Source organism: Saccharopolyspora sp. 6M (assembly GCF_020176775.1).
Lineage (GTDB): Bacteria > Actinomycetota > Actinomycetes > Mycobacteriales > Pseudonocardiaceae > Saccharopolyspora_C > Saccharopolyspora_C gregorii.
Map to the genome: position 1 here is coordinate 1 of NZ_JAIUJZ010000076.1, position 18,257 is coordinate 18,257.

Consider the following 18,257-nt stretch of genomic DNA (forward strand, 5'->3'; position numbering starts at 1 on the left):
CTCGCTGAATACCCGCGCCCCCGCCGGGCGGGCCGATCCGGGCGGCGGGGCGGGGGGGGGCGGGGGCCCCCCCCCCCCCCCCCACCGCCCCGGGGAACTCAACGCAGCTTCGAACCGATCTCGGCGGCGGCGGTGTCGCCGTACGCCTCACCGATGCGCGCGAGGAACGACTCGCGCTCGACGTCGTACTCCTGCGGCCCGTCCGTCTCCAGCGAGACGGTCGCCAGCGTGCAGCCCAGCTGCAGCGCCCGTTCCACGCTCAGCTCGCCGGAGAGCCCCGCCAGGAAGCCGGCGCGCAGGGCGTCGCCGACACCGGTCGGGTCGCCCTTCTGCTTCTCCTTGGGCGGCTGGATCTCGAAGGTCGGGGCGTCCGCCGACTCGACCTTGAGGCCCTTGGCGCCCAGCGAGGTCACCCAGGCGCCGACCTCGGCGAGCACCTCGTCGTGGCTCCAGCCGGTGCTCTGCAGCAGCAGGCCGTGCTCGTACTCGTTGGTGAACAGGTACTTCGCGCCCCGGACGAGTTCGCGGACCGATTCGCCGTCCATCCGGGCCAGCTGCTGGCCGGGGTCGGCGAGGAACGCGTAACCGCGCTCCCGGCATTCCGCGGTGTACTTGACCATCGCGTCCGGGTCGTTCGCGGAGATCACCACGAGGTCCAGCCCGCCCGCGCGGTCCGCGACGGACTTGAGCTCGATCTGCGCGGCCTCCGACATGGCGCCCGGGTAGAACGAGGCGATCTGGTTGAAGTCCTGGTCGGTGGTGCACAGGAACCGGGACGTGTGCTTGGTCTCGGACACGTGCACCGACGCGGTGTCCACTCCGTGGCGCTCCAGCCACGCGCGGTACTCTTCGAAGTCCTGGCCGACCGCGCCGACCAGCAGCGAGGTGACTCCGAGCTTGCCGAGACCGAAGGTGATGTTCGCCGCGACCCCGCCGCGACGCACCTCCAGCTCGTCGACGAGGAAGGACAGGGACACCTGCTCCAGCTGGTCCGCGATCAGCTGCTCGGCGATCCTGCCCGGGAAGGACATCAGGTGGTCGGTGGCGATCGACCCGGTCACCGCAATCCGCACTGCAACAACTCCTTCTCGGCCGGCCGGCGACATCGTCGGCCACCGGCCTTGAGAACTTCTCGATACCTCGGGCGCACCGGGCCGCGGGGCGCGGCAGTACCGCGCCCCGTGGCAGCCCGTGCGTTCGTCCGCACTAGTCGATCAGATGCCCGCGGCGCTCTTGAGCGCGGCGGCCCGGTCGGTGTTCTCCCAGGGCAGTTCGACGTCGCTGCGGCCGAAGTGGCCGTAGGCGGCGGTCTGCGCGTAGATCGGGCGCAGCAGATCCAGGTCCCGGATGATCGCCGCGGGACGCAGGTCGAACACCTCGTTGATCGCGGCCTGGATCTTGACCGGGTCGACGTTCTCGGTGCCGAAGGTCTCCACGAACAGCCCGACCGGGGCGGCCTTGCCGATCGCGTAGGCGACCTGCACCTCGATGCGCCCGGCCAGCCCGGCCGCCACCGCGTTCTTCGCCACCCAGCGGGTCGCGTAGGCCGCGGAGCGGTCCACCTTCGACGGGTCCTTGCCGGAGAAGGCACCGCCGCCGTGGCGGGCCATGCCGCCGTAGGTGTCGACGATGATCTTGCGGCCGGTCAGGCCCGCGTCGCCCATCGGACCGCCGACCACGAACCGGCCGGTCGGGTTGATCAGCAGGCGCAGGTCGGAGGTGTCCAGGCCGACACGCTCCAGCTCGGGCGCGATGACCTTCTCGTTGATGTCCTTGGTCAGCGTCTTGTCGAGGTCGATGTCCTCGGCGTGCTGGGTGGACAGCACGACGGTGTCCAGCCGCACCGGCTGGTCCCCGGCGTACTCGATGGTCACCTGGGTCTTGCCGTCGGCCCGCAGGTACGGCAGCGTGCCGTCCTTGCGCACCTCGGTCAGGCGACGGGAGAGCCGGTGCGCCAGCGTGATGGGCAGCGGCGCCAGCTCGTCGGTGTCGTTGCAGGCGTAGCCGAACATCAGGCCCTGGTCGCCGGCGCCCTGCTTGGCGATCTCGTCGATGACGCCCTCGACACGGCTCTCGTGGGCGGTGTCCACGCCCTGGCCGATGTCGGGGGACTGCGCGCCGATGGCGATGTTCACGCCGCAGGAGTTGCCGTCGAAGCCCTTCGACGACGAGTCGTAACCGATCTCGAGGATCTTCTCCCGCACGATGGACGGGATGTCGACGTAGGCGTCGGTGGTGACCTCACCGGCCACGTGCACCTGGCCGGTCGTGACCAGGGTCTCCACCGCCACCCGGGAACGCGGGTCCTGGGCCAGCATCGCGTCCAGCACGGAGTCGCTGATCGCGTCGCAGATCTTGTCCGGGTGCCCCTCGGTCACGGACTCACTGGTGAACAACCTGCGGTTGATCTCACTCACGGCTCAACCTCACCTCTCAGCTTCTTTGGCTGCTTCGATCCTTGCGCACTCGTGACACGGATGTCATGAGTGTCCACTCACTGGCACCCCGCCGACCGGCCCAGCGGAGCCGACCGCACGCACGATCGATGATCATGCACGGGCGTGGATGATGCCCCATGCCAGGCTTCCGGCGTTGCCGGACTCCACCCAGGCCCGCAGGCCCCGCTTCATCTTCGTGCGATATTCCTCACCGATGCGGTCGGACAGTTCGGACTCGCGGGACTCCAGCACGTCCAGCACGCGCTGGTAGTGCACGGGCAGGTACGAGCTGAGGTCCTCGAAGTCGATCGTCTGGAGGCCCAGGCGGGCCAGTTCGCGCCGGTAGAAGCCGGGCGAACCCATAGTGTCCAGGTTCAGCCGATCCAGGATCGGACCCAGGTCCCGCTTGCGGGCCGTGTCGGCGGCCATCGGGTCGGTGAACACGAACGAACCGCCCTTGCTCAGCACCCGGGTCACCTCCTCCAGCACGCGCTCGCGGTCACCGCTGTGCAGGATCGCGTCCTGGGACCACACCAGGTCGAAGGCGTTGTCCTGGAACGGGATGTCCTCGAAGGAGCCGTCCTTGACCTCGATGAGCTCGCTGAGGCCCGCGGCCTCGTTGAACTGGACGTTGCGGGCGTTCTCCACCTCGCTGAGGTTCAGGCACGCCACCTTGCAGCCGTAGGTCTTGGCCAGGTAGCGAGCGGCACCGCCGTAGCCGGAGCCGATGTCGAGGATCCGGGTCTCCGGGGTGATCTCGACCTTGCTCGCCATGCGCTCCACGGTGCGCCGGGACGCGGCGTCGATGTCCTCGTCCGGGGTGTTGTAGACGCCGACGTGGATGTCGTTGCCGCCCCACACGTGGTAGTAGAAGTTGTCGGCGTCCTCGGAATTGTAGTAATCCCGGGCGGTGTGCACCGCCGTGGAATACACGTCCGACAATTCTTCCTCGGTTCGGTAGTTCTTCTCCGCGACGTGGATGAAGAAGTCCGGATCCTGATCGGCGTAGGTTTCCTGGAAATCGCCGTACGTGTCGATCCGCTGGAATCCGACTTCGCGCAGCAGCCGCCGCACGTAGTTCTTCCGCAGCGGGTACATGTTGAGGAAGAACTCGCTCTTGTCCGGGAAGGTGTACTTGAACCGGGCGAGGCCCTCGTCGACGTGGTCGGGCTCCGCGGAGACGTCGTCACCCGCGTAGTAGTAGGTGTGCTTGCTGGAGAACCCGTCGTCCAGGATGGCGTCGTAGTTGCGCTGGTCGATGATCAGCACGCCGTCGTGCTTGAGCATGGCGTAGAACTCGGCCAGGGCCTTGCGCCGGTCGCGCTCGGAGAACAGGTGCGTGAACGAGTTGCCCAGGCAGATGATGGCGTCGTACTCGCCGTGCACGTCGCGGTTCAGCCAGCGCCAGTCGGCGTGCACGACGCGCAGGATGTGCCCGCCGTAGGTCAGGCCGTTGCTGAACGCCTTGGCCAGCATCTGGGGGCTGCCGTCGGCGCTGACCGTCTCGAAGCCCTCCTCCAGCAGCCGCACCGAGTGGAACCCGGTGCCGGTGGCGACGTCCAGCACGGACTCGACACCACGCGCCTTGAGCTGGTCGATGAAGAACCGGCCCTCGCTCTCGTAGCGCTTCTTCCAGTCGATCAGGTCGTCCCACTTGTCGACGAACCCGCCGACGTACTCGTGCGTGTAATGGTCGGATTCGCGCACTTCCAACGGGTTGTCGCCGAAGACCTGCTCCTCGCGGGCCACCAGTTCGGCCGGGTCCTCGGCCGCTCCACCGCGTTCACCGTGCTGAGCCAGGTCGTCCACGCTCTTGGCCATGCTTCACTCCCACCACTCGCGTTGGTCATGCGCCTCATGCACCACTCAGTCCGCGCGAATCCGCCTCGTCGAGATCAACTCGCGGTCGTGCGGGGTCGCCGCTCGAATAAAGGCGACACCTACGCGCCGGCGTGGGCGGCCGATGAATTCAGGCCGCGCACCTACGCCAGTCGTCGCACTCGGCCCGCTCCATTGCCGACCGGCGCTCGACGCGAAATCCGTGCGTCGAGTAACCAAACTATTCGAATGAGTTGCCGAAGCAAGCGTGCAGAGATGTGACACTGATCACAGCAATGGGATATAAGCGTGATTCGCATCGTCACCCTGGGTAAAAATATGCGCTGCCACCAGCGTTTTTTCTTCCCCATTTTGCGGCATGTCACGATCGCATAAGTGCACCGCAGCGCCGATGTGTGTACGATCGCGTACGCAGCACTTACCACGACAACAGCGAATAGCGCAACCGCGAATGCCCACAAAACTTCGGGGACGGGGCTCGCGGCGGGTACCGATTTCCCTTTTTGCGCCGATGACATCGGTCCGGGGAGCTAGGGATGTTACGATGCCCACGGCCGATGCGCCAGCCCCCGACGAGGTTTTTCCGGGATTTTCCGCTGAGTCCGCCTGCCCGGCCCGGCCGCCGACCTGCTCCACCGATCGGACCATCGTCGCAGCGCACACGCGCGTCCAGCCCCGGGGACCGCGGAGCGCCCCCGCGCCGGCGGACCGCACCGGCCGCCCGCGCTCCCGGGAGCCGAACTGGATCGGCACGAATTCGGCGAATTCTGAATTGATCCCCGCGAATGGCGGCCGCTCCCGGCCGGAGACAAGTCTCACCCGAATTCCGCTCCCCCGCGCCGCGCCCATCCGACCTCCGCCGGACGTGCGAGCGGAGGGGTCAGTACTTCCGGAAACGGGCGTCGAGCTTGAGCGCGGCGTTGAACACCGACTCCGGCATCCGGCTGCCCGCCTGGCTCTTCGCGATGCGCCCCGCGCTCGGCACCGTGCCGGGTTCCGGCCAGCTCGCCGGGTCCCACAGCGAGGACCGCAGGAACGCCTTCGCGCAGTGCAGGTACAGCTCGTCGACCCGCACCCGGATCGCCAGGTCCGGGCGCTTGCCGTCCACCGCCAGCTCGTCGAGGTGCGGCCCACCGCGCAGGACGGTGGCGGTGCCGTTGACCCGCAACGTGTCGTTCGAGCCGGGGACGAAGAACAGCATGCCCACCTGCGGGTGCCGCAGGACGTTGCGCAGGCTGTCCAGCCGCCGGTTGCCCTTGCGGTCGGCGAACACCAGCGCCCGGCCCTCCTCGGCCACCAGCACCCCGCCGGGCGCGTCGCCGCGCGGTGAGACGTCCATCGAACCGTCCGGGCACGTGGTGGCCAGCACGAAGAACGGGGAGGCGCGCAGGAACAGCGCGGACTGCTCGTCCACGTGGTCGATCGCCTTCTCGGCGATGGCCCGGTGCGGTTCGGCGATGATCTCGCGCAGCTGCTCCTCGGAGCTCACCACGTCCGGATCCGCCTCGGTGATGTCGCGACCGTCCACGTCGCCTCCCCGGTCATCGGCACGATCCCACCCCCGGGATCGAGTGTTAGGTTACCCTAACCAGACCGGATTGGACCATGGTGCTGCGTCACCGGGACCGCCCGGAGCACCGGGACGGCCGCCGAACGCACCCCGTGCCGCCCGGACCCGCCGGCGGGCGCGGGTCGACGGCGCAGGAACGTCGTCGCGCCGGACGGCCGAACGGCACCGCCCGGCGCGGGAACCGACGCGATCAGGACTTGAGGTCCGGGAAGTCCTCCTCGCGGTACTCGCCCGCGGGGGACGGCTCCGCGTGGATCTCCTCCTCGCGGGTGCGCAGCTCGACGCGGCGGATCTTGCCGGAGATCGTCTTCGGCAGCTCGGTGAACTCCAGGCGGCGAATCCGCTTGTACGGGGCGAGGTGCTCGCGGGCGAAGCGCAGGATCGCCAGCGCCGTGGCCTCCCCCGGCTCCCAGCCCGCGGCGAGCACCACGTACGCCTTCGGCACCGCCAACCGGATCGGGTCCGGGGACGGCACCACCGCGGCCTCGGCGACCGCCTCGTGCTCCAGCAGCACGCTCTCCAGCTCGAACGGCGAGATCCGGTAGTCCGATGCCTTGAACACGTCGTCGGTGCGGCCCACGTAGGTGATGTAGCCGTCCGCGTCCCGCGAACCCACGTCCCCGGTGTGGTAGTAGCCGCCGCGCAGCACCTCGGCGTTGCGCTCGGCATCGTCGGCGTAGCCGGTCATCAGGCCGACCGGGCGCGGGTCCAGCCGCAGGCAGATCTCGCCCTCCTCGGCCTCCGCACCGGTCGCGGGATCGATCAGCGCCACCTCGAAGCCGGGCAGCGCCCGCCCCATCGAGCCGGGCTTGAGCTCCTGGCCGGGCGTGTTGGCGACCTGCACGCTGGTCTCGGTCTGGCCGAAGCCGTCCCGGATGGTCACGCCCCAGGCGCGGCGGACCTGCTCGATCACCTCCGGGTTCAGCGGCTCGCCCGCGCCCAGCACCTTGCGCGGCGGGGTGCGCAGCGCGCTCAGGTCGGCCTGGATGAGCATCCGCCACACCGTCGGCGGGGCGCAGAAGCTGGTCACGCCGCAGCGCTGCATCTCGCCGAGCAGGGCGGTCGCGTCGAAGCGCTCGTAGTTGTGGATGAACACCGTCGCTTCGGCGTTCCACGGCGCGAACACGTTGCTCCACGCGTGCTTCGCCCAGCCCGGCGAGGAGATGTTCAGGTGCACGTCGCCCGGTTCCAGCCCGATCCAGTACATCGTGGACAGGTGCCCGACCGGGTAGGAGACGTGGGTGTGCTCGACCAGCTTCGGCTTCGCGGTGGTGCCGGAGGTGAAGTACAGCAGCAGCGGGTCCGCCGCCGAGGTCGGTCCGTCCGGTTCGAAGGTCTCCGCGGCCGCCGCGCTGTCGGCGTAGGCGTGCCAGCCGTCGGCGCCGCCGACCGCGATCCGGGTGTAGTCCCCGGGCACGTCGGCGAACTTCGGCGCGTGAGCGGAGGTCGTCACCACGTGCTTCGCGGCGCCGCGGTCGACGCGGTCGCGCAGGTCCGCGGGCCCCAGCAGCGGCGTCGCCGGGATGATCACCGCGCCGAGCTTCATCGCGGCGAGGATGGTCTCCCACAGCTCGACCTGGTTGCCGAGCATGAGGATCAGCCGGTCGCCGCGGGCCACGCCGAGCCCGCGCAGCCAGTTCGCGACCTGGTTCGAGCGGCGGGACAGCTCGCCGAAGGAGAACTTCCGCTCGGAGCCGTCGGATTCGACGATCCACAGCGCGGTGCGGTCCTGGCGCCCGGCGATGGTGTCGAACCAGTCCAGCGCCCAGTTGAACTCGGCGGGACGCGGCCAGCGGAACGCGTCCCTGGCGGCGGCGTAGTCCTCGCGCGTGTTCAGCAGCAGGTCCCGGGCAGCGAGGAACTCGACGCCACCGGGTCCCGCCGCCACCGCGCCCGCATCGGTCTGCTCGGTCACGTCCGCGTCCTCCTCGGCCACCGGGTGCACGTGCCGCGCGGCCGCCGACCGTCCCGTTCGGACGATCGCCCGCGCGCCGGACCAACTTAACCGGCACACCCGATCAGATCCATGGCGTTGGTCCGATGCGCGGGCATTCGGGTGGTGCCGTTGACTTCACGTGTGGTCATGGTCATTCTTGTTGCTTGTTGTGGCTTCGCTTTCGTCCTTTTTCACCGTCTCCGGGGGCGCGAGCGCGAGCCGCGGCGCCTGGGGGCTGCACCGATCGGCGCGAGCCGACTCGACCCGTCCCCTCCCCCACCGGCTCGAATCCACCAGGAGGCCACGTGCACCGCCGCGCGTTGACCCGCCGACCACTAGTCCGATTCCGCGTCGGCGCTCTGATCGGCGCCGCCATGCTCGCTACCGTGACCGGCATGCCCGCTCTGGCCGAACCCGCCGCATGGGAACCGAAGGACCCGCCGCTGGCGACCCCGTGGACCGACCAGGTCGGCCCGGACAACGCCCTGCCCGACTACCCGCGCCCACAGCTCACGCGCGAACGCTGGCAGAACCTCAACGGGCTGTGGGACTTCGCCGGATCCGACTCCCCGCCCGCCGAGACCGACGAGCAGATCCTGGTGCCCTACCCGCCGGAGTCCGGCCTGTCCGGGATCCAGCGCCACGACGATCACCTGCTGTACCAGCGCGAGTTCGAGGTGCCCGCGGACTGGTCCGGGCAGCGGGTGCTGCTGCACTTCGGCGCCGTGGACCAGCAGGCGACCGTCAGCGTCAACGGCCAGGAGGTCGCCACCCACCAGGGCGGCTTCACCGAGTTCAGCGCCGACGTCACCGACGCGCTCACCGGCGAGGGCCCGCAGCAGCTGACCGTCGCGGTCGAGGACCGCAACGAGGATTCCCCGTTCCCGGTCGGCAAGCAGCGCAACGACCCCAGCGGCATCTTCTACACCGGCGCCTCCGGCATCTGGCAGACGGTGTGGATGGAGCCGGTCGCCGACGCGCACATCACCGACCTCGAGATCACCCCGGACCTGGCGTCGAGCAGCCTCGCCGTGCGCGCGGACGGTTCGCGGGGCGGCCGGGTCGAAGTCGTGCTCAGCGAGCGGGACGGCGGCGCGGAGGTCGCCACCGCCACCGGTGAGGCCGGCCAGGACGTGCGCCTGGAAGTGCCGGATCCGCACCTGTGGTCGCCGGACGACCCGTACCTCTACGACGTGGCGGTGCGGCTGCTCGGCGAGGACGGGCAGCCCGTCGACGAGGTCGGCAGCTACGCCGGGATGCGCTCCATCGGGCTCGTCGACGACGAGCAGGGCAGGCCGCGGCTCGCGCTGAACGGGAAGATCCTGTTCCAGCACGGCCCGCTGGACCAGGGCTACTGGCCGGACGGCATCTTCACCGCGCCGACCGACGAGGCCCTGCGCTTCGACCTGGAGCAGACCAAGGAACTCGGCTTCAACATGGTGCGCAAGCACATCAAGGTGGAGCCCGCCCGCTGGTACTACCACGCCGACCAGCTGGGCCTGCTGGTGTGGCAGGACATCCCCGCGCTGGTCAACGGGCAGACCCCCGGCGACGAAGCGAAGGCGAACTTCGAGGCCGAGGCCGCCGACATCGTCGACCAGCTGCACAACTCGCCGTCCATCGTCACGTGGGTGCCGTTCAACGAAGGCTGGGGCGAGTTCGACACCGCTCGCGTCGCCGAGCAGGTCGAAGCGCAGGACCCGACCCGGCTGGTGAACGCGGCCAGCGGCGTGAACTGCTGCGACTCGCTGCCGGACACCGGTGCCGGGCACATCTACGACGACCACACCTACGTCGGCCCCGGCGCGCCGGACGTGACCGGAGACCGCGCCTCGGTGGACGGCGAGTACGGCGGGCTGGGTCTCGTCGAGGACGGCCACCTGTGGCCCGGTGAGCCCTCGTCCTACGAGATCGTCGACACCCGCGCGGACCTGACCCGCCGCTACCAGGAGGTGCACGACGACCTGGTGCGCATCATCGGTGAGAAGGGGCTGTCGGCGTCGGTCTACACGCAGACCACCGACGTGGAGAACGAGGTGAACGGCTTCTTCACCTACGACCGGCAGATCCTGAAGCCGGACCTGGAGGCGGTGCGCGCCGCGAACCGGGCCGTGATCGACGCGGGCACCCCGTGATCGGTCGGGGCGTGGTCGACCCGGCCACCCCGTGAGCGACGCCCCCGCCGGACCCACTACCGGCCGGGGCGTTCTTTCCACCGCAGCAACGGATTCCCGCGACGAGGAGGACGACGATGTCCCAGGAGCACGGTTCCCCCACCAGGTGGAGCAGGCGATCGTTGGGCGGTGCCGCGCTCGCCGCGGCCGGCGCGGCCGGGCTGACCGCCGCGGCCGGGGCGCTGCCCGGTGCCGGGCGCGCCGCGGCGGACCCCCCGGCCGGTGCCGGGAGGTCGATGCACGGCAGGCTCTACGAGCTGCGCTCCGGGCGGCACACCGCCGTGGTCGCGGGCGTGGCGGCGACGATGCTGTCCTGGCAGGTCGACGGGACCGAGATGCTGCTGACCCACGGCGCCGACGAGCTCGGCGAGGGCTGGCAGGGCAAGACGCTGCTGCCGTGGGCGAACCGCATCGACGGCGGCAGCTACGAGTTCGGCGGCGAGCGGTTGCAGGTGCCGATCAACGAGCCGGAACGCGACTGCGCGCTGCACGGCCTGATGGGCTTCACCGAGTGGAGTCCGGTGGAGCACCGGCGGGACCGCGTGGTGCTGGAGCACGTGCTGCCGCCGCACTACGGCTACCCGTTCCAGCTGGCGTTCCGCATCGAGTTCGCCTTGGAGCGCGGCGGGTTCCGCAGCACGCTGTCCGCGCGCAACATCGGCTCCGGCGACGCCCCGTTCGCCACGGCGAACCACACCTACCTGGCGGCGGGCACCGGCCCCCTCGACGACCTCGTGCTGGAGCTGCCCGCGGACACCTACTACGAGGTGGACGACCGGCTGCTGCCCACCGGCACCTCCCCGGTGGCGGGCGGCGAGTTCGACTTCCGCGCGGCGCGGCCGATCGGGTCGACGGTGATGGACACCGCGTTCACCGACCTGGCCCGGGACGCCGAGGGCACCGCGACCGTCCGGTTCGGACGGTCGGATGGGAGCGAGGTGGCGCTGTGGGTGGACCGCACGCACGGCTACCTGCAGGTCTACACCGACGACTCGCCGGAGACCGACCGGCCCGCGCGCTCCGGCATCACCGTGGAGCCGATGACGTGCGCCCCCAACGCTTTCGTCACCGGTGACGGATTGATCGTGCTGCGTCCCGGGCAGGAACACCGCGGCAGCTGGGGCTACCGCATCGAGGAGTAGTCCGCCGCCCGCCCGCGCGGTGGCACCGCCCGCCACCGCGCGGACCGGGGCGACGGCCGAAGTCCTACAGTGCAGTCGTGGCCGACTACATCCAGATCCCCACCCCGGCGGGCACCTTCGACGCGCTCAGCGCCGGCGCCGAAGGCGACCGCCCCGTCCTGCTGCTGCACGGGTTCCCGCAGGCCGCCATCGAGTGGCGGGAGCAGCTCGCCGTGCTCGGCGGCGCGGGCTGCCACGCCGTGGCGCCCGACCAGCGCGGTTACTCCCCTGGAGTGCGCCCGGCGGAGGTCTTCGAGTACCGGATGGAGGCGCTGGTCGGCGACGTGCTCGCCATCGCCAACCGGCTCGGCTGGGACCGGTTCGACGTGGTCGGGCACGACTGGGGTGCGGCGGTGGCCTGGTCGGTCGCCGCGGCCCACCCGGAGCGGATCACGACGCTCACCGCGGTGTCCGTGCCGCACCTGGACGCGTTCGCCCGCGCGCTGCGCGAGGACGAGGACCAGCAGCGACGCTCCGAGTACATGCAGGTGTTCCGCCGCTCCGGCTCCGACAAGCAGCTGCTGGAGGACGGCGCGCGGCGGTTGCGCCGGATCTACGAGTACAAGATCCCGGAGCCGCACGTCGAGGAGTACGTGCAGCGCTTCACCGAACCGGGCGCGCTGGACGCCGCGCTGAACTGGTACCGCGCGGCGAAGTTCGCCGGGCCCATCGGGCGGATCCAGGTGCCTACGCTGTACGTGTGGAGCACCGAGGACGCCGCGCTCGGCTCCACGGCGGCGCTGGCCACCGGCGACCACGTCGACGGCGACTACCGGTTCGAGATGGTCGAGGACGTCTCGCACTGGGTCCCGGAACAGGCACCGGAGGAGTTGACCCGGTTCGTCCTGGAACACCTCATCGCCCACCAGGAGGCGTGAGCGGGGCCCGGAGGGCGGGTTGACCACCCGCGGCCCCGCTCTCCGGTCAGCCCTCCGCGGACACCCCGGTCGCGAGGAACCGCAGCATCTCCGAGCCGACCGCGTCGAACACCGATCCGTCGTGCCCGCCGGGCAGCACCGACATCACCGGCGTGTTCGGGTGCTCCGCGGCCAGCTGCTCGGCGCCTTCCCGGTACACGTCGACGTCGCCGACCCAGAGGCCGAGCGGGACGTCGCCGAGCCGGTCGGTGTGGCGCAGCGGGTCGTGCTCGTGCCACTCCTGCTCGGTGGCGAACACGCCCTTCTCGTTCATCAGCTCCCAGGTCACGGGCAGCGCGGGTGCCAGCAGCGCCGCGGCCTCCACGGGCAGGCCCACCTGGGTGCGTTCGGCCGCGTAGTTCAGCGCGCCGAAGCCGCCGGTCGATATTCCGGCGACGGCGAACGGCAGCCCGTCGCGGTCGCCGAGGTGGCGGGACCGCAGCCAGGCCGGGACCTCTTCCAGCAGCATGCTGAGCAGGTCGCCGTTGGCGGAGCCGTCGTTCCAGTACGAGTTGAAGCCGCCGTCCACCGCCAGCAGGCCGAACGGCGGGATGGCGCCGCCGGCGTACTCGGTTTCGAGCTTGCTCAGCGTCTCGTACGGGATCGGGGTGGGGCTCATCCCATCCCTGCCGTGCAGGTACAGCACGATCGGCAGGTTCTCGGTGGCCTCCAGCCCGTTCGGGAACGCGAACATGAGCTGCACGTCCCCGTCCCGGTAGTAGGACCGCTCGGTGTCGACCCGGAGCACCGGCCCGGTCGCCGCCGGGGTCCGGGGCATCGGTCTGCGCAGCGGCGCCTCGGCCGTGGCGACCCCCGGGTTCGAGCGCCCGCACGCCGCCGCGGTCGCACCGACCGCCGTCGCACCCATCAAGGACAGCAGGCTCCGCCGCCCCAGTCTCACGTTCCGCATTCGCCTGCCACCACGTCGTCAACGTCCCGCGAACACTTTACTGGTCGCCCCTCGACTCGTGTTGCGCAGTGCGGCCACCGCCACGCCTCCGAACCGGCCCTGCGGGTCGTGGCGGTGTCTTGTCAGCGGCGAAGCCGATGAGCAGCGACCACGCACGCAACCGGACCACCCGCGGGTTCTCAGCGGTTCCCTCGCGAGGACAGCGTTGTCGCATGTGGCGGAGCCACCTGTGAGAACGATCCGCAGCGAGGGGGCCGCTGAGGTTCCGCCACCCGAGCACCACGCAACAGATGACGCGAAGTCGGAGTCAGTGGTTGTCCGCGAGGCTGGCCGGTTGCAGCATGACCTGGGAACCGAGTGGAGAGGGGAACGGGTGTGAACGGTGCGGAGAGCCTGCTCACCGCGGCCCGCGAGGCGGGCGTGACGACGTGCTTCGCGAACCCGGGCACGACGGAACTTCCGCTGGTGGAGGCGTTCGACTCGGTCGGCGGCATCCGAACGGTGCTCGGCCTCGCGGAGGGCGTGGTGACCGGCGCCGCCGACGGCTACGCGCGGATCACCGGGCGACCGGCGATGACGCTGCTGCACCTGGGTCCGGGCTTCGCCAACGGGATCGCGAACCTGCACAACGCGCGACGCGCCCGCACGCCGGTGCTCAACGTGATCGGCGAGCACGCCACCTGGCACCAGGCCGCGGACGCGCCGCTCGCCGCCGACATCGATTCGCTGGCGCGGCCGGTGTCGTGCCGGGTGCTCCGCACGACGAGCACCGCGGCTGCCGCGGGCGAATTCCTCGAAGTCCGGCAGGCCGCGCTGCGCGAGCGGATGCCCGCGACGCTGATCGCCGCCGCCGACCACATGTGGACCGATGGCGGCGAAGTCCCCGCGATCCCGGCGGAACCGGATCGATCCACTGTGGACGAGCAGCGGGTCGCGGGGATCGCGAAGCTGCTCGCCGGGCCGGGCCGCCCGGTGCTGTTGCTCGGCGGGGAGGCGCTGGGCGCGGAGGGGCTGCAGCAGGGCGCGCGGATCGCCGCCGCCACCGGCGGGCGGGTGTTCGCCGAGCGGAACCCGGCGCGCCTGGAACGCGGCCCCGGCGTGCCCACCGTCCGCTCGCTGCCGTACTTCCCGGAGGACACGCTCGCCGCGCTCGCCGAGCACACCCACCTGGTGCTCGTCGGCACCGGCGTCCCGGTGTCGTTCTTCGGCTACCAGGGCCAGCCGAGCGTTCCGGTGCCCGAGCACGTCCAGGTGCACACCCTCGCCGACCTCGACGAGGACGCCGTCGGCGCGCTGGCCGCGCTCGCCGAGGCGGCCGGGGCCGACGCGGAACCTCCCGCCCGCGAGCAGCCGGTGCTGCGCCCGCCGGAGGGCGAGCTGCACGCGAAGGCCGTCGCCAGCGCCATCGCGCTCGAACAGCCCGACGGGGCGATCATCGTCAACGAGGGCGTCACCGCCGCCGCGGCCTACCCGGCGGTCGCCGGTGCCGCGCCCGCACACACCGAGCTCGCGCTGACCGGCGGGGCGATCGGCATGGGCATCCCGGTCGCCACCGGCGCCGCGCTCGCCGCCCCCGACCGGCCGGTCGTCACCTTGCAGGCCGACGGCAGCGCCGCCTACACGCTGCAGGGGTTGTGGACGCAGGCCAGGGAAGGGCTCGACGTGACGACCGTGATCTGCGCGAACTCCCGGTACCGCATCCTGGAGGCCGAGCTCGGCCGCGCCGGGGTGCGCCGTCCGGGGCCCGCGGCGACCGGCATGACCAGCCTCGCCGATCCCGGCGCCGACTGGGTCGCGCTGGCCACCGGCTTCGGCGTCCCCGCCGTGCGCGCCACCACCGGCGAGGAGCTCCGCACCGCCCTGCGCCGCGCCACCGCCGAACCCGGACCGCACCTCATCGAAGCCGTCCTGCCCTGACCCGCCGCGACCCGGCCCGTTCGTCCCGCTGCGCCGGTCGAGCGGGCCGGTCGAACGGGCCGGTCCACCGGCCTCACTTGACGCAGCGCTGCGGTGCGGCGATCAGGTCGTGGCGGAGGGCGAGGGAGGCGGCTTCGAGGCGGGAGTGCACGCCGAGCTTGGTGAGCACCGCCTGCACGTGGGTGCGCACCGTCGCCGGGGACACCCCCAGCGACTTCGCCATCGTCGCCGTCTGCGCCCCCTCGGTGAGCATGCCGAGGCACTCGCGTTCGCGGGCGGTCAGGTAGGAGGCGAGCCGCCGCGCGTCGGCCGCACCGCCGCGCTGCTGCTGGGCGGGGACGCGGGACGCGGCCAGCGCCACGACGGTCTCCCCCGCCGCGACCGCGGTGAGCGCGTCCAGCAGGTTCGACAGCCCGCACATCTTGTTCACGTACCCCGCCGCGCCCACCGCCAGCGCGCCGCGCACTCCGCGAGCGTCCCCGTCGGCGGTGAGCACCACGACCTTCGTGGCCGGCCCGGCGGCTCGCACCTCCGCGAGCCGCGCCACCCCGTCCCCGTCGCCGAAGAACCGGTCCAGCAAGCAGATGTCCGGGGCCAGCCTGCGCACCGCGGCGACCGTGGCCGCGATCGAACCCGCGGTGCCGACCACCGGGAACCCGCGTGCGGACAGCGCCGAGACCAGCGCGTCCACGAAGATCGCGTGGTCGTCGCCGAGCAGCACCCGCGTCGAACCGTCCCCCATCGCTCTCCCCCATCGTCGCCCCGTGCGAGCCTCACGCCGCCGGGAACACCAGCCGAGCCCGCGTCCCCCGCCGCGGCGCCGGATCCAGGTGCAGCCGCGCACCGCAGGACTGCGCCAGCGCGGTCACGATGCCCAGGCCGAGCCCGCTGCCCGCGGCGGGTGCGCGGCCGAGACCGGGGCCGTCGTCGACGACCTCCGCCGTCACCGCCCCGCCCCGGGGGGGGGGGGGGCCCCCGCGCCCCCCCCCCCCCCGGGCCCCCCCCCGCGCCGCGGGGGGGCGGCGGGGGGGCCCCCGGCGGCCCCCCCCCCCCCCCCCGGCCGGGGGGGGGGGGGGGGGGCCCCCCCCCCCCCCCCCCCCCCCCCCCCCCGCCGCGCGCGCCGCGTTGTCCAGCAGGTTCGCCAGCATCCGCCACACCGCCGCCGGGTCGGCGCGCACGTGCACCGGGGCGCCCGGGTGCACCAGCAGCGTCGGCGCACCGGCTCCCGCGCGGGACGCGGCGAGCCCGCCGAGCAGCCCGCGCAGTTCCACCGCCACCGGTTCGCCCGGGGCGCCGCCCGCCGAGACCAGCTCCAGCAGGCGCACCAGCTCCTGGTGCACCAGCTCCAACCGGTCGCGGGCCTGCGCGGGCAGTTCCGCTTCCGAGCGCATGCCCTCGGTCAAGTAGGACGCGGCCGCCAGGCCGTGCCCCAGGTCGTGCAGCAAGCCGCGCAGCCACCGGTCCGCTCCGGGCGGTGCAGGCGCGGGCAAGGATCCGGTTCGCACCACCGCTCCCCTCCGCTCCGAGACGCCGCGGCCGGCGGGCCGCGCTACCCGGACTTCGCGTCGGCACTGCCCGCTCGTTGCAGTCTCATACCTTCAGGGGATGACCGTCACCGCAGGTCACGGATGTGGCGCGGCGGCTCCACCGGCCCGCCGAACCGGTCCGACCCGGTCGCGGCGGCGGTCACCGGCTCGCCGCGGTAGGCGGCGGCGAGGTCGGCGGCCAGGGCCGCCGCGGTGTGCGCGCCGAGCACCCGCTGCCGCGCGGCGGTGGCGAGCCCGGCGGCCAGTTCCGGGTCGGCCAGCAGCCGGGACACCGCGGAGGCCAGCAGGTCCGGGCGGGCCGGGGGAACCAGCAGGCCCGTCACCCCGGGCACCACGACGTCGCCGATCGCGTTCACCGCGGTGGCCACCACCGGCACGCCCGCGCTCATCGCCTCCACCACCGCCAGCGGCAGCCCCTCGTAGCGGCTGGGCTGGACGAACACGTCGAACGCGGGCACCAGCTCCGGCGCGTCCGCGCGGTCCCCGGCCAGCACCACGCGCGCCCCGAGCCGCGCCGCGGCCGCCCGCACCCGCGCGGCCCGCTCCCCGTCGCCGATCCACACCCCGGTCACGTCCGGGCGCCGCAGCGCCGCCAACGCGGCCACCCAGTCCTCCGGGGCCTTCTGGTAGACGAGTCTGCCGACGGCGCCGACGACGACCGCCGCGGCGGGCAGCCCCAGCTCGCGGCGCGCCCGCTTCGGGTCGACGGGCACCGGTGGCACCGCGACCCCGGTGGTGCGGACCCGGTCCGGGGCGATCAGCCCGCGCCGCACCGCTTCCACCGCGACCCCGGTCCCGACGCACAGCGCCACGTCGGTGACCCGCCCCAGCGCGCGCTCCACCGCCAGGTAGGTCCGCCGCCGCGGGGCGCGCTGGAACTCGTGGAACGGGAAGCCGTGGTAGGAGTGCACGATCCGCCGCATCCCGGCGCGGACCGCGGCGACCCGGCCGAGCGCGCCGGCCTTGGCGCAGTGGGTGTGCACCACGTCGAAGGAACCGCGCCGCAGCAGCGCCGTCAGCCGCAGCAGCGCGCGCAGGTCGTCGGCGGGGGCGATCGGGGCGCGCAGCGACGGTTCGAGGACGCAGGCGGCGCCCGCCGCCGCGGCGTCCCGCAGCAACCGGCCGCCGCTGCCGGTGATGACGGTGACGTCGAACTCGCGCCGGTCCAGCGCGAGCGCGCCGCGCAGCGCCATCGCCCCCGCCCCGCCTTCGAGCCGGGTGATCACGGTGGCGACGCGCGGCGGGCGGTTCATCGCCGGTCCGGCGGGGAGGGCCGGTCGATCGTGCCGATCTCGCCGGGGGCGCGCGGTTCGCCGGACGCTCCGGCGGCGCCCGGTGGTCCCGACGTGCTCGGTGGCCCGGAAGCTGCGAGCTGCCCGGGAACGTCCAGCGATCCGGAGGTGTTCGGTCGCCCGGGAGCGCGCGGCTGCCCGGAGACGTCCGGCTGCCCGGGAGCGCCCGGTTGCCCGGGAGCGCGCAGCCCCGCCGCGGCGGCCACGCTCACGGCCTCCAGCTGGGAGTGCACCCGCAGCTTCGCGAGGATGCTGCGGGTGTGGGTGCGCACCGTCTCGGCGGAGATCCGCAGCTCCGCGGCGATGCGGCTGCCGCGCTTGCCCTCGACCATGCCGCGCAGCACGTCCAGCTCCCGGTCGCTGAGCACGTCCAGCGGACCGTCCCTGCGGGCGGCGCGCACCACGTCGGCCCGCAGCCCGCGCAGGACCTCCCCGAGCAGTTCCGGCGGGTACCAGGCGTGGCCGCGGCACACGCCGCGCAGCACGGTGGTCAGCTCGTCCACCCCGCACTCCTTCGGCACCCACCCGGCCGCCCC

The 18,257-nt window shown here is 72.4% G+C and carries 15 protein-coding genes; 4 read left to right on the forward strand and 11 right to left on the reverse strand.

Going from position 1 to position 18,257, the window contains the following annotated elements:
- Positions 1 to 98: 98 nt before the first annotated feature.
- The 6 genes from LCD31_RS12350 to LCD31_RS12375 form a co-directional block, all read right to left on the reverse strand.
- The gene (locus LCD31_RS12350) at positions 99 to 1,073 is read right to left on the reverse strand and encodes a carbohydrate kinase family protein (RefSeq protein WP_224958144.1); all 975 of its coding nucleotides are present in this window, start codon (positions 1,071 to 1,073) and stop codon (positions 99 to 101) included.
- A 141-nt stretch (positions 1,074 to 1,214) separates the two neighbouring features.
- On the reverse strand, positions 1,215 to 2,417 hold the full coding sequence (metK, locus tag LCD31_RS12355; RefSeq protein ID WP_308011273.1) for a methionine adenosyltransferase: 1,203 nt from the start codon (positions 2,415 to 2,417) through the stop codon (positions 1,215 to 1,217).
- Positions 2,418 to 2,549: 132 nt separating this feature from the next.
- Complete coding sequence (locus tag LCD31_RS12360) at positions 2,550 to 4,259, reverse strand: class I SAM-dependent methyltransferase (RefSeq protein ID WP_224958147.1); 1,710 nt, start codon at positions 4,257 to 4,259, stop codon at positions 2,550 to 2,552.
- A 285-nt stretch (positions 4,260 to 4,544) separates the two neighbouring features.
- Positions 4,545 to 4,913: a hypothetical protein gene (locus tag LCD31_RS12365; RefSeq protein ID WP_224958148.1), complete on the reverse strand. Its 369-nt coding sequence runs from the start codon at positions 4,911 to 4,913 to the stop codon at positions 4,545 to 4,547.
- A gap of 244 nt (positions 4,914 to 5,157) precedes the next feature.
- Positions 5,158 to 5,805, reverse strand: a complete 648-nt coding sequence (locus LCD31_RS12370; protein ID WP_224958149.1) for an MSMEG_1061 family FMN-dependent PPOX-type flavoprotein — start codon at positions 5,803 to 5,805, stop codon at positions 5,158 to 5,160.
- A gap of 232 nt (positions 5,806 to 6,037) precedes the next feature.
- Positions 6,038 to 7,762 carry an AMP-binding protein gene (locus LCD31_RS12375; protein WP_374108033.1) on the reverse strand — a complete coding sequence of 575 codons (1,725 nt, stop codon included), beginning with the start codon at positions 7,760 to 7,762 and terminating at the stop codon, positions 6,038 to 6,040.
- Between the two features lie 416 nt (positions 7,763 to 8,178).
- On the opposite strand from LCD31_RS12375, the gene LCD31_RS12380 reads away from it, so the two are divergent.
- The 3 genes from LCD31_RS12380 to LCD31_RS12390 all read left to right on the forward strand — a co-directional run bounded on the left by LCD31_RS12380 (position 8,179) and on the right by LCD31_RS12390 (position 12,016).
- On the forward strand, positions 8,179 to 9,918 hold the full coding sequence (locus LCD31_RS12380) for a glycoside hydrolase family 2 protein (protein WP_224958150.1): 1,740 nt from the start codon (positions 8,179 to 8,181) through the stop codon (positions 9,916 to 9,918).
- Positions 9,919 to 10,034: 116 nt separating this feature from the next.
- Positions 10,035 to 11,099, forward strand: a complete 1,065-nt coding sequence (locus LCD31_RS12385) for an aldose 1-epimerase family protein (RefSeq protein ID WP_224958151.1) — start codon at positions 10,035 to 10,037, stop codon at positions 11,097 to 11,099.
- 77 nt (positions 11,100 to 11,176) lie between these two features.
- Positions 11,177 to 12,016, forward strand: coding sequence for an alpha/beta fold hydrolase (locus LCD31_RS12390; RefSeq protein WP_224958152.1), 840 nt, complete (start codon positions 11,177 to 11,179; stop codon positions 12,014 to 12,016).
- Positions 12,017 to 12,062: 46 nt separating this feature from the next.
- On the opposite strand, the gene LCD31_RS12395 is transcribed toward LCD31_RS12390, so the two are convergent.
- Positions 12,063 to 12,965: an alpha/beta hydrolase-fold protein gene (locus LCD31_RS12395; RefSeq protein WP_224958153.1), complete on the reverse strand. Its 903-nt coding sequence runs from the start codon at positions 12,963 to 12,965 to the stop codon at positions 12,063 to 12,065.
- Between the two features lie 375 nt (positions 12,966 to 13,340).
- On the opposite strand from LCD31_RS12395, the gene LCD31_RS12400 reads away from it, so the two are divergent.
- Positions 13,341 to 14,882: an acetolactate synthase large subunit gene (locus LCD31_RS12400; RefSeq protein ID WP_224958154.1), complete on the forward strand. Its 1,542-nt coding sequence runs from the start codon at positions 13,341 to 13,343 to the stop codon at positions 14,880 to 14,882.
- Positions 14,883 to 14,955: 73 nt separating this feature from the next.
- Here LCD31_RS12400 and LCD31_RS12405 read toward each other — a convergent pair whose 3' ends face one another.
- The 4 genes from LCD31_RS12405 to LCD31_RS12420 all read right to left on the reverse strand — a co-directional run.
- Complete coding sequence (locus LCD31_RS12405; protein WP_224958155.1) at positions 14,956 to 15,624, reverse strand: response regulator transcription factor; 669 nt, start codon at positions 15,622 to 15,624, stop codon at positions 14,956 to 14,958.
- A 31-nt stretch (positions 15,625 to 15,655) separates the two neighbouring features.
- The gene (locus LCD31_RS12410) at positions 15,656 to 16,387 is read right to left on the reverse strand and encodes a hypothetical protein (protein WP_224958156.1); all 732 of its coding nucleotides are present in this window, start codon (positions 16,385 to 16,387) and stop codon (positions 15,656 to 15,658) included.
- A 107-nt stretch (positions 16,388 to 16,494) separates the two neighbouring features.
- Positions 16,495 to 17,682 carry a glycosyltransferase gene (locus LCD31_RS12415; RefSeq protein WP_224958157.1) on the reverse strand — a complete coding sequence of 396 codons (1,188 nt, stop codon included), beginning with the start codon at positions 17,680 to 17,682 and terminating at the stop codon, positions 16,495 to 16,497.
- On the reverse strand, positions 17,679 to 18,257 hold a 579-nt coding region (locus LCD31_RS12420; RefSeq protein ID WP_224958158.1), incomplete at its 5' end, for a LuxR C-terminal-related transcriptional regulator. The genes LCD31_RS12420 and LCD31_RS12415, both read right to left, overlap by 4 nt.